13 protein-coding genes are annotated in these 11,612 nt (G+C 61.1%); 11 read left to right on the top strand and 2 right to left on the bottom strand.

Features of this window, described 5'->3' with window-relative positions; translation table 11 throughout:
* Positions 1-128 precede the first annotated feature (128 nt).
* The 5 genes from LKX83_RS16170 to LKX83_RS16150 all read left to right on the top strand — a co-directional run bounded on the left by LKX83_RS16170 (position 129) and on the right by LKX83_RS16150 (position 4,446).
* Positions 129-593, top strand: a complete 465-nt coding sequence (locus LKX83_RS16170) for a prepilin-type N-terminal cleavage/methylation domain-containing protein (protein ID WP_227883322.1) — start codon at positions 129-131, stop codon at positions 591-593.
* A 93-nt stretch (positions 594-686) separates the two neighbouring features.
* A complete protein-coding gene (locus LKX83_RS16165; RefSeq protein WP_227883321.1) occupies positions 687-1,442 on the top strand; it encodes a prepilin peptidase in 756 nt (251 codons plus the stop codon).
* An 18-nt stretch (positions 1,443-1,460) separates the two neighbouring features.
* Positions 1,461-2,984: a pilus assembly protein PilM gene (gene pilM / locus LKX83_RS16160; protein WP_227883320.1), complete on the top strand. Its 1,524-nt coding sequence runs from the start codon at positions 1,461-1,463 to the stop codon at positions 2,982-2,984.
* Positions 2,956-3,582, top strand: coding sequence for a type 4a pilus biogenesis protein PilO (gene pilO, locus LKX83_RS16155; protein WP_227883319.1), 627 nt, complete (start codon positions 2,956-2,958; stop codon positions 3,580-3,582). Before pilM ends, pilO begins: the two co-directional genes overlap by 29 nt.
* A gap of 312 nt (positions 3,583-3,894) precedes the next feature.
* On the top strand, positions 3,895-4,446 hold the full coding sequence (locus LKX83_RS16150; protein WP_227883318.1) for a sensor histidine kinase: 552 nt from the start codon (positions 3,895-3,897) through the stop codon (positions 4,444-4,446).
* A gap of 21 nt (positions 4,447-4,467) precedes the next feature.
* On the opposite strand, the gene LKX83_RS16145 is transcribed toward LKX83_RS16150, so the two are convergent.
* Positions 4,468-4,956 carry a GAF domain-containing protein gene (locus tag LKX83_RS16145; RefSeq protein WP_227883317.1) on the bottom strand — a complete coding sequence of 163 codons (489 nt, stop codon included), beginning with the start codon at positions 4,954-4,956 and terminating at the stop codon, positions 4,468-4,470.
* A 222-nt stretch (positions 4,957-5,178) separates the two neighbouring features.
* Here LKX83_RS16145 and LKX83_RS16140 point away from each other — a divergent pair, with 222 nt between their 5' ends.
* The 6 genes from LKX83_RS16140 to LKX83_RS16115 all read left to right on the top strand — a co-directional run bounded on the left by LKX83_RS16140 (position 5,179) and on the right by LKX83_RS16115 (position 11,236).
* Complete coding sequence (locus LKX83_RS16140) at positions 5,179-6,696, top strand: DnaD domain protein (RefSeq protein ID WP_227883316.1); 1,518 nt, start codon at positions 5,179-5,181, stop codon at positions 6,694-6,696.
* Positions 6,697-6,738: 42 nt separating this feature from the next.
* Complete coding sequence (locus LKX83_RS16135) at positions 6,739-7,689, top strand: ATP-binding protein (protein ID WP_227883315.1); 951 nt, start codon at positions 6,739-6,741, stop codon at positions 7,687-7,689.
* Between the two features lie 476 nt (positions 7,690-8,165).
* Positions 8,166-9,251, top strand: coding sequence for a sulfate ABC transporter substrate-binding protein (locus LKX83_RS16130; protein ID WP_227883314.1), 1,086 nt, complete (start codon positions 8,166-8,168; stop codon positions 9,249-9,251).
* Positions 9,252-9,278: 27 nt separating this feature from the next.
* Positions 9,279-10,115, top strand: a complete 837-nt coding sequence (gene cysT / locus LKX83_RS16125) for a sulfate ABC transporter permease subunit CysT (protein ID WP_227883313.1) — start codon at positions 9,279-9,281, stop codon at positions 10,113-10,115.
* Between the two features lie 13 nt (positions 10,116-10,128).
* A complete protein-coding gene (gene cysW, locus LKX83_RS16120; RefSeq protein WP_227883312.1) occupies positions 10,129-11,004 on the top strand; it encodes a sulfate ABC transporter permease subunit CysW in 876 nt (291 codons plus the stop codon).
* A 28-nt stretch (positions 11,005-11,032) separates the two neighbouring features.
* Positions 11,033-11,236, top strand: a complete 204-nt coding sequence (locus LKX83_RS16115) for a YezD family protein (protein WP_227883311.1) — start codon at positions 11,033-11,035, stop codon at positions 11,234-11,236.
* Between the two features lie 133 nt (positions 11,237-11,369).
* Here LKX83_RS16115 and LKX83_RS16110 read toward each other — a convergent pair whose 3' ends face one another.
* Positions 11,370-11,516 carry a YqzM family protein gene (locus LKX83_RS16110; protein ID WP_227883310.1) on the bottom strand — a complete coding sequence of 49 codons (147 nt, stop codon included), beginning with the start codon at positions 11,514-11,516 and terminating at the stop codon, positions 11,370-11,372.
* Positions 11,517-11,612 lie beyond the last annotated feature (96 nt).

Raw genomic sequence — 11,612 nt, 5'->3', positions numbered from 1 at the left:
AGCGGCACTTTGGACCCCGCACGCAGAAAAGTTGCATAGCGTCCTTGCGGACCGCTTGGCACATAGGGCGTCCAGTCAGTCATGCCGTTCATGCGAACGAACCATTGGATCTTATAGGAGGAATAAGGATGCAAGCAGCGATTTTAAAGCGTCTGAACAAGGAAGAGAAAGGCTTCACCCTGATCGAGCTTTTGGCGGTTATCGTCATTCTGGCGGTTATCGCGGCGATCGCGATTCCACTCATCGGGAACATCATTAACAAGTCGAAAAGCGATTCGGACGTGGCTACGGCAAGGCAGATTTATGATGCATCTCGTATGTACGTAACAAGTGAATTGAACAATGTTTACCCAGAAAGCAAAAGCATTACCCTAGGAGAAATTCAGGGGAAAGGGTATTTGGACAAAGAGTTATTGCTGCCTAGTACAAAAAATAAATTAGATGGAACAAAAACGGTAATAACCTATAGCGATACAGTAGGGACATTGACATCTGTAACTTTGAAAGACTCGACGGACAAGGGAGACACTTATCTAGCTTCTGAAGTATTAAAAGGCAAAAAAGAATCCCCAACTCCAACGCCTGGCTCCTAACCACCCAGCCACAACGAACCAACCCCCAAAAAAAAGGAACCGTTCCAACAGGTTCCTTTTTTCCAATAAACGTGAAAGCGAACATCGCCCGACATGGACATCCTTCTTTCCTTCTATTTATTCGTCCTCGGCGCCGTGCTGGGCTCGTTCTTTAACGTGGTGGCACTCCGCGTCCCGCTGCGCGAGTCGATCGTCAGGCCGCCGTCCCGGTGCCCGGCATGCGGTGCCCGGCTGAAGGGCCGCGACTTGATCCCGATCGCGAGCTGGCTGGCGAGCCGGGGAACATGCCGCCATTGCGGCACGCGCGTCTCGCCGCTCTATCCGCTGGGAGAAGCCGCGACCGGCCTGCTCTTCGCATGGGCGTACGCGACCTACGGCTGGCGCCCGGAGACGCTGATCGGCTGCCTGCTCGTCAGCCTGTGCGTGATCGTGACCGTCTCGGACATCCGCTACATGCTTATCCCGAACCGCGTGCTGCTCGTCTTCGCGCCGATCCTCGCCATCGCCCGCCTGTGGGCGCCGCACGGACCGATCTGGAGCCATCTGCTCGGCGCGGTCGTAGGCGGCGGCTTGCTGCTGCTCGTCGCGCTGCTGTCCAAGGGCGGAATGGGCCTCGGCGACGTTAAGCTGTTCGCGCTGCTCGGCGGCATCATCGGCTTGCCGCAAATTCCGGTAGCGCTCGTGGCGGCTTGCCTGGCCGGGACGATTGTCGGCCTCCTGCTGCTGGCGACGGGGCGCGTAAAGCGCAAGCAGCCGATTCCGTTCGGCCCTTTTTTGGCCTTCGGCGCGCTGCTCGCTTATGGCTACGGCACCCAATGGATCGCCGCCTATGTTTCCATCTTGTCCTAATCGGGAGGTGAACGATTGATGCTCGGAAGACGCCCCAGGACGATCGGTCTCACCTTGGACCGGACAGGGATACGATTCGTCCGCTTGAAAAAGAAAAAAGGATGGGAGATCGACGCCGTCCACGCGCTGCCGCTCCTGCCGGAGCTGTTCGCCGACGATCAGCCCGCGGATCCCGAGCAGCTGCGAGAACGACTGTCGCGCTGGGTCCAGGAGGAGCGCCTGAAGGGGGCTTCCGTGACCCTGGCCATCCCCGCCTCCCAGGTCATCATCCGCCGGCTGCGCATACAGACGACGAATGCGAAGGCACTGTCCGGCCTGGTGGCGCTCGAGGTGGAGACGACGCTGCATCTCCCCTTCGAGGACCCTGTCCACGACTACGTCAAGCTCGGCGAAGACGAGGAAAGCACGCAGGTGCTTGTGTTCGCCGTCTCCCGGCTGGCGGTCCGTCAGTACGTGGACTTGATCGAAAGCGCCGGCCTTCGGGTGAACGCCGTCGAGCTGTCCGCGACAGCGCTCGCGCGTGCAATCCGCGAGCAGTCGGACGAGGCGTTCAGCGAGACGATGCTCATCAATCTGGACGACAGCGCGCTCGAGATCTACATGTTCCATGACGGATATCCCGTCTTCTCCCGCACGATTGTCCGGTACGGCCCGCAGACGGAGCAGGACGAGCCGCTGCCGGCGAGCCAATTGGCCGAAGTGACGTCCGAGATCGCCCGGATGCTGAATTTCTACCAGTTCAGCATCCACGAAGGGCAGACGCGCATCACCGAAGCGATCCTCGTCGGCGCCGACGCCGGGCGGGAGCAGCTGCTCGCGGAGCTGCGTCAGACGCAGCCGGAGATGAACATCAAGTCGGTCTCCTTCGACGCCTATGCGCCGAGGCTTGGCGACGCGGACGGAGACGCGAACCGCGTGGCGATCGGGCTGGCCTTGTGGCCGACCGCCAAGCAGCGCATCGATCTGCTGCCGAAGGTCGACCGCGAGGCCAAGCTGCTCCCCGCCTTGCTGTCCGGGGCGCTGCTGCTTTGGCTTCTGGCGCTGGCCGGCGTCGTTTACTTCTACGTCGACGGACGCTCGACCCTGGCGATGGACCGGCAGACCGTGAGCCAGCTTCAGGACCAGATCACCTTGCTGCAAAACAATCTGAGCGCCCGCTCCGCGCAGGCGGGACAGCTTAATCCCGTCGAAGCGATCGATGGCATCCGTGCGCACCGCCGGGACGCCGTGGCGGCCATGGACGAGCTGAAGGCGAAGCTGCCGCAGGGCGCGATCCTGCAGTCGGTGAGCTACAGCAGCGGCAGCCAGATGGGGATCACCGTCCGCTTCCGCGAGCTGGATCAAGCGTCGCGCTACCTGTTCGATCTGCGCCGCATGACCTTTGCCGCCGGCGCGCAGCTTCAGTCGATCGTTCAAAACGGGGCTTCGGGCTCGGACGAAACAGCGGCGGACAAGACGAAGACGGCGACGTACACGATTCGCTTCAAAGGCGCGGAAGGAGGGGAGTCCGGCGATGGGAACGATGGAGGCGCTGACCGATAAACGCAAGCTGATCTTCATCGCCGTGGTGCTGCTATTTCTGCTGCTGCTTGGCGGGTATTTGACCTTCCTGCAGCCGCTGAACGCTTCCCTCTCCGATCAGAAGGACGAGATCGACCGCCTGAACGGGCAGATTCGGATTCTGACGGACAAGGCGGCCGAGAAAAACCGCGAAGCCGGGAGCTTTTCGCAGGCGGATGTGCAAGCGGCTCTCCCGCTGTCCGACAACACCGAGCAATTGCTGCTCGATCTGCAAACCATCGGGCGCGGCGCGGACGTGGAGCTGCTCGGCTCGACCTTTTCGACGGCGGAGACGAACCAGCTCCAGACGATGTTCGGGATGAAGACGTCGCCCTATCCGAGCGTGAAGGAGCTGAAAGCTTCCGTCGTCCTCCAGGGCAAGTACGAGCAGCTCCTCGACTGGATCGACCGGCTGCAGCGGCTTCCGCGGCTCGTCTCGGTCGACGCCTTCAGCCTGGCCAAGCCGTCGAGCGAGGCCGACGCGCAGAAGCCGATCACGCTGAATTTGAATTTCACCGTCTACTACGACCCGTCCTACCGCAACTTGACGGACGGCGAACGGCTGCCCTACCAGCCTTAGAGGCTCAAGCTTCCCGTACGAACCCGAAATAAAAGACTGCTTCCGACGACGAATCGGAAAGCGGTCTTTTTTCATGCCCGGTTCCCCCCCTCTCCGGCGAACCAGACAAATAATCAAAATAAAAGCAAAGAATCTGATGATTTTTTATCGCGGCTCCGTGGACGCGAGCAGCATCGTCAAAGCGACCGCGATCGTGGTGCTGGTCTGGCTGTTCTCGCACACGCTGATCAAGCCGATCTATCATCTGAACAAAAAAATGAGAGAGGTGGAGCGGGGGCAACTCCAAGTGGACGTGGGACATCGTACAACACGATGTCCATCATCAACTGGAAGGCGCTTCAGGTGGATGCCGAGGATATCAGCGATCTGGTTACGACGCTATCGCGGTTTTATCGCACCGCCTTGAACAAGGGCAACAATCTTATCTCGGTACGGGACGAAATCGACAACGTCCAGAGCTATATCAAAATCCAGCTCATCATGCACGACGGGAGCTTCGACGTCGAGTACGACCTGGAGGAGGCCATCTACGCGTATGACATGATCAATCTGGCGCTGCAGCCGATCGTCGAGAACGCCATCGAGCACGGGATCGATTGCAAAATGGAGGGGCGCGGCCTGCTTCGCCTGGTCGGGCGAACGGTCGGGGAGAACGTGGCGTTCACTGTGGAGGACAACGGTCCCGGCCTCGATCCCGAGCTGCAGCGGACGAGTCTGACCCAGCAAACGTCGGGTTACGGGCTCAAAAACGTGCAGGAGCGCATCCGCCTGCTGTTCGGCGAAGCGTACGGGGTGTCGGTGGCGTCGGAGCCGGGGCGGGGAACGCGGATGACGATTACGTTCCCCCAGTATCGGAGATCTTGAAGCCTCGCGGATTCCGGAAGCTCAGAGCCCCATGCCCAGCGTCAGCGCGAACCGCTCGAGGAACCGCTGATCGTCCTCGTCGAAGCGCGCCTTGACCGGGCTGTCGATGTCGAGCACGCCAAGCAGCTCGCCGTCCGCCGACCGCAGCGGGACGACGATCTCGGATTGGGACGCGGCGTCGCAGGCGATATGGCCCGGGAACTGGTGCACGTCCGGCACCCGGATCGTCTCGCCCCGGGCGGCCGACGTGCCGCATACGCCCCGTCCGAGCGGGATTCGCACGCAGGCGGGCAAGCCTTGGAAAGGGCCGAGCACGAGTTCGCCGCCTTCGAGCAGGTAAAAGCCGACCCAGTTGATCTCGGTCAAATACGTCCGGAGCAGCGCCGACGCGTTGGCGAGATTGGCGATCCGGTTCGGCTCGCCGTCGATCAGGTGGCGCAGCTGCTCGAGGAGCAGCTTTTCGTTCGCGGCGCGGTCGGCGCCGTAGGACTGAGGTTGAAAGGTGGACATGGGATAGGTAAGCCTCCATTCGATCGAAGCTGTTGCGTTGATCCTAGCAAGCCGGACGCCGATCGTCAATAGTAATGCCGAGCGGGTAATGCCGAGCGGGATGGTCGGCAATATCTTTCCAGCATCCAACGGCGCGCCCCTGTCGAATTCTCATCCAGCGGGCGCGCCGTTTATGATACAATAGGAAGACTACTCTATGAAAAGAAGGTTGTCGAGTCCGCCATGCGAGTGTCGAACAAACTCGAATTCACGGAGAATCACCGCTACACCGCATGGCGCGACTTTGCGCTCAGCGGACTGGAGCGGAAGGTACTGGCCCAACTCTATCAACCGATGGTCGGCGCGTTCGCCGTCGGTTTGTATTTGCTGCTCTATCATCATTTGGGAGACGACCGGACGGGCTATGCGCCCGCCGATTCGCAGCGCAAGCTGTTCCTCGGCCTCGGGCTCGAGCTGAACGCGGCGGGCCGCCAGTCGCTCATCGAGCATGCCTCCAGGCTGGAGGCGGTCGGCCTGCTGCAGGTGTACCGCCAGCACGATCCGGCGACCGAGGAGACGTTGTACGAGTACGTGCTGCTCCGCCCGCTGTCCCCGCCCGAATTTTTCGCCAATCTGCATTTGTCGCTCCTGCTGCGGGACAAGATCGGCAAGCCCGCGCTCCTCGAGCTGCGCGAGTCGCTAGTCGCGGACCAGCCGGCGGGTCTCGCCCGGTTCCTGAACCGCGAGGAAGTGACGGTGCCTTTTTACGAGCTGTTCACGATCAACGCGGCGACGGTCGACCCCGAGCTGGAGGCGGCGCTTGCCGAGAGCGCGCCCGCCGGCGAAGCGGCCCGGCCGCCGGGGCTGCCGGAGCGCATCCGGCACAGCGACATGCTGCTGCGGTTCCCGCGCGGCTCCGCCAACCGAAGCTTCGTCGAACGGCTCGGGCACGCGCCCCAATCGATGGCCCAGATCAACTATCTGGCCTACAAATACGACATCGACATCCCGGAGATCAGCCGCCTGCTCGACGAGGACGGCATCTTCCGCGCCGATGGCACGCTTCGCTGGGACGAGCTGCAGGCCCGGGCCAATCTCATCTACCGCCAGGACCGCAAGCGCGGCGAGGAACGAGAGCGCTACCTCGCACGAAGCGAAGGGGCGTCCCGCGCGGAATCCCCTTCGGACGAGGGCGGAGCGGCCGAAGCGCCGCCGTCCGCGCTTCCGCCGCTAACGGTGCCGGAGCGCTTCGGTCTCTCGGTGACGGTCGAGCTGTACCATCAGATGCTCCGCAAAGAGCCCTATACGCGTTTTCTCGAACGGTTTTTCCCCGGCGCGGTACCCGATCCGTTCGTTCGCATCTTCGAGCGCATCGACCTGAACTACAAGCTGCCGGAACCCGTCATTAATATTCTCATCCACTATGTGCTCGGCATGAACCATTCGCAGCGTCTGACCAAAAGCTTCATCGAATCGATCGCCACCAATATGCTGGCGAAAGGGATCGATACGTTCGACAAAGCTGTGCTGTACATACGGGAGCAGGAGAAGCTGAACCAGACGCTCGAGCGCAGGCGGCGCGGCGAAGAGGAGGCGGGGCCGGCGTCGGCCAAGGGCGGGCAAGGGCGCGCCCGCGGCGGTCAACCGCGGCGCAAGCCGGCGATGCCGGTCGTCGAGGACCACGGCGCCGAGCCCGATATGTCCGAAGAAGAACTGAGCAACATGCGGGAACTGGCCCGCAAGCTCAAAAATCGCACCTAGACGTATTGAATTCGATCGACCCTAAGGAAAGGAGCGAAGCGGATGGAATCCATGGCAGAAGCGCTGCAACGCTGGAGGGGCGCCTCCGCTGCGATGCAGGACGCGGAGCGGACGGCGGAGCGCGTGTTGCGCGATCCGCTCGTGGCCAAGCTGCGGGAACGGTATCCCGGCTTGGACGACGCCGCCCTGCGGGCCAACCTGAACCGTCTCCACCAATGCTCGACCGAGTATCGCAACTGCCGCGAATGCCCGGGACTGGAGCGATGCCCGAACGATATGCAGGGGCATTTTACCCGGATCACCTGCGCGGAAGTGAACGGACGCTGGCAGGTGTACGACCATAAGACCGCCTGCGGCAAATGGACCGCGTACGAGCAGGAGCGCCAGCTGCGCAAGCGGGTGACGAGCTTTTATTTGGACGTCGACTTTTTCGAGGACGGCTACGATCCGCTCGAAATGGTCGAGCTGGATCCCGAGCGCCGCCGCGCGGTCAATCAGCTGCACCAATACGTTTACGATACGCAGACGAACGGCCTCCAGAAAAAAGGGCTGTACCTGATGGGGAGCTTCGGCACGGGCAAAACGTATATGGCGGCTTTCCTGCTGCACGAGCTGGCCAAGGAAGGGCTGTCCGGCGTCATCGTCTACATGCCGGAATTCGTCGAGGACGCCAAGGCGCTCATGATGGAGCCGCAGAAGCTGAAGGAGACGCTCGCGCTCATGAAGGAGGCAGACCTGCTCGTCTTCGACGACATCGGGGCGGAGAACCTCAGCCCCTGGGTCCGCGATCATGTGCTCGGCGCCATCCTGAACGCCCGGATGAACCGCAAGCCGACCTTCTACACGTCGAATCACGACTTGGAGGCGCTGGAGCGCCACTTCAGCTTCACGCACAAGGAAGGCGAAGAGATGCACAAGGGCCAGCGGCTCATGGATCGCATCCGGCCGTTCGTGGACGTCGTGCACGTGCGGGGCCGCAACCAGCGGGGCTAGGCGCCGAGCGGCGAGGACCGGCGTACGGGGGGAGAGACAACCGGTGAAGGCGGTTATCTTGGTGTGCGTGGGCGCGAGCCCACGGGAGATAAGCGAAAAAAGCGGTTAACTCGGCGTGTACAGGTGCGATTCGGGGGAGATACCCACAGAATGCGGTTAACGCAGCGTGAGCAGGCCCGATCCGGCAGGAGATACCAGCAAAATTCGATTATCTCAGTGTGAATGAGCTTGATTCAGGATACAAAGCAACGCCGCTTTTAGCATAACTTCATAAATTATACTGCAGCGTTATGCCCTTTCCGGGGTATAGCGCTTTTTTATTTGGAGTGCCCAATTATCAATTTTTTTTATATATTGTTGAAGAGGAACTTATTGACACTAAACCTACCCGACTGCTATGATTCCATCAATACCAACTAAACGGGTAGGAATAATCTAAAACTTACTACCGGAACACCGGAGAAGGAGCGTACCCCATGCGTAATCTGAAGTCCATTCGCTTGCTCGTCGTCGTGGCCTTGATCGTGTCCGTTTTGTCCGCTTGCGGCGGTGGCAAAAACAACGAAGGAAGCGCCAGCCCGAGCGGCAGTCAGGGAGCGAGCCCGAGCGCGGGCGGCAAAGTGCCGAAGTCGGTGGAACTGCTTAACGTGTCCTACGATCCGACGCGCGAGCTGTACGCCGCCTTCAACAAGAGCTTCGCCGAGCATTGGAAGCAGGAGACCGGCCAGACGGTCAAGATCAACCAGTCCCACGGCGGTTCCGGCGCACAGAGCCGGCAAGTCCTCGACGGACTCGATGCCGACGTCGTCACGCTGGCGCTTGCTTACGACATCGACGCGCTCGCCGACAAAGGCCTGCTGAAGTCCGACTGGCAAAACGCATTCGAATCCAACAGCTCGCCGTACACATCGACGATCGTATTCCTCGTTCGCAAAGGCAATCCGAAAGGCATCAAGGACTGGGACGATCTGATCAAGAAGGGCGTACAGGTCATCACGCCGAACCCGAAGACGTCGGGCGGCGCACGCTGGAACTATTTGGCGGCCTGGGGCTACGCGCTAAAGCAGAACAACGGCGACGAAGCCAAGGTCAAGGAATTCATGAAGCAGCTGTTCGACAACGTCCCGGTGCTCGATACCGGCGCCCGCGGTGCCACGACCACGTTCGTCGAGCGCAAGATCGGCGACGTGCTGCTTGCTTGGGAGAATGAAGCCTATCTCGCCAAGAAGGAGTACGGCGACGCGTTCGAGATCGTCACCCCTTCGCTCAGCATCCTGGCCGAGCCGCCGGTCGCCGTCGTCGACAAGGTTGTCGACAAGAAGGGCACCCGCGAAGTAGCCGAAGCGTATCTGAAGTACCTGTACACGCCGGAAGGCCAAGAAATCGCGGCGCAGAACTTTTACCGTCCCCGCCTGCAGGAAGTGGCCGACAAGTACAAGGATCAGTTCCCCGAGCTGAACCTGCTGACGATCGACGCGGACTTCGGCGGCTGGAAGGTCGCGCAGGCGAAGCATTTCGCGGACGGCGGCACGTTCGATCAGATCTACACCAAAGGCTCTTAATCGGACGACGGGGGACGGGCGACTATCATGGCTACTATCCGCAATCGCAGACAAGTGCTGCCGGGATTTCGGTTCACGCTGGGTTTTACCGTGCTGTACCTGAGTTTGATCGTGCTCATCCCGCTGGCGGGGCTCGTCGTCAAGACGGCGGGCTTGACGCTGCCGCAGTTCTGGGACACGGTGACGAGCGCACGCGTGCTCGCCTCCTACAGAGTGAGCCTGCTCACCGCGTTTTTCGCCGCCTTGGTCAACGTCGTGTTCGGCCTCTTGGTCGCCTGGGTGCTTGTGCGGTACCGGTTCCCCGGCAAAAAGATCGTCGACGGCCTGATCGATCTGCCGTTCGCCCTGCCGACGGCGGTCGCCGGCATCGCGCTGACGGCGATCTATGCGCCGAACGGCTGGATCGGCTCGCTGCTCGAGCCGCTCGGCATCAAGGTCGCGTACACGCCGCTCGGCATTTCGGTGGCGCTCGTGTTCATCGGCCTGCCGTTTGTCGTGCGGACGGTGCAGCCGGTGCTCCAGGAGCTGGAGAAGGACACGGAGGAGGCGGCCGTCCTGCTGGGCGCCTACCGCTGGCGGACGTTCCGCAAGGTGCTGCTGCCCGAGCTCGTTCCGCCGCTGCTCACGGGATTCGCGCTCGCGTTCTCCCGCGGGATCGGGGAGTACGGGTCCGTCGTCTTCATCTCCGGCAACATGCCGATGAAGACCGAGATTACGCCGCTGCTCATCATTACGAAGCTCGAACAATACGAATACAGCCAAGCGACCGCGATCGCGCTTGTCCTGCTGCTCATCTCGTTCGCGCTGCTGCTGCTCATCAACTCGCTGCAACGGTGGACCAACCGCCGTCTGCGGTCGGCCTAAAGGAGGGATCGCGATGGCTGGAGCCGTTACGACCGTCACCGAGCTGTCCGCAGAGCAGCGCCCGAAGCATTTGAACGAATCGCGGGCCGTCCGCATCACCTTAATCACGATCGCGCTGCTGTTCGTGGGACTCGTCGTCGTGCTGCCGATGATCACGGTCATCGCGCAGGCGTTCCGCAAAGGGTGGGAAGCTTACGTTTCCGCCATCTCCGAGCCGGATGCGCTGTCCGCACTAAGGCTGACGCTCCTCACCGCGCTCATCGCCGTTCCGCTCAACACGCTGTTCGGCGCCGCTGCCGCCTGGGCGATCACCAAATTCCGTTTTCGCGGCAAAAACTTGCTCATCACGCTGATCGACCTGCCGTTCGCGGTGTCGCCGGTTATCTCCGGCCTGGTCTACATTCTGCTGTTCGGCGCCCAAGGGCTGCTCGGGCCTTGGCTCATCGACCACGGCTACAAGATCGTGTTCGCGACGCCGGGCATCATCCTCGCCACCATGTTTGTCACATTCCCGTTCGTCGCCCGCGAGCTCATCCCGCTCATGGAGACGCAGGGGACGCAGGACGAGGAAGCGGCGGTGAGCCTCGGAGCCAAAGGCTGGCGGATCTTCTTCAAGGTCACGCTCCCGAACATCAAGTGGGGCCTGCTCTACGGCATCATTCTCTGCAACGCCAGGGCCATGGGCGAGTTCGGCGCCGTATCGGTCGTCTCCGGGCATATCCGGGGCGAGACGAATACGCTTCCGCTTCATATCGAGATTTTGTACAACGAGTACCAGTACACCGCCTCGTTCGCCGTCGCATCGCTGCTCATGCTGCTTGCCATCGTCACGCTCGTCGTCAAAGGACTCATCGAGGGCCGTTTGGTCCGGAGCCGTCACAAGGAATAGGAACCCTACGAAAAAGGAGTGGTTGGCCATGGCGAAGCCGTTGGAATTGAACGAGAGCTGGATCGAACGCATCACCGATGCGGTGACCGGCCTGCAGTACGGCAATGTCCAGATCGTGGTGCACGACGGACGCATCGTGCAGATCGAACGCACGGAGCGCCGCCGCTTCGACGAAGTGGCGGAACGCCGCGCCGCGCGCGACGCCTCCCAAGGCGGAACCGCATCGAAATAACCGTATCGTCTTCGTTGTCTCCATAAGCGAGAAGGCCCGTTCGCAGCGCGAACGGGCCTTTTGCGGCATAAAAAAACATCCCTCAGCCGCCGGCAAGGCGATGGGGATGCTCCTGAACCTCAGGCGAGCGATTTTAGGTAATCACGTACTTCACGATCACCGCGATGAGGAACACGATGAACATGAAGCCTAACATGCCGCCGAAACCGACGACAAGGTCGTGAAGATCGTCGCGCGGCTCTTCGTTGATATGCTGCCGTGGATCTTGAACGTTTTCCATGGGGGGCCTCCTGACACGATCGTTAATCCTAGTATACCCAACATCCCAATTTGTTGTAAAGGCATCCAGGTGACAAGTTTGCGACAAGCTCCGCCC

Origin of the sequence: Cohnella baijiui (genome assembly GCF_020731285.1) — a bacterium.
Lineage (GTDB): Bacteria > Bacillota > Bacilli > Paenibacillales > Paenibacillaceae > Cohnella.
This window is presented reverse-complemented; position numbering and strand designations above follow the sequence as displayed.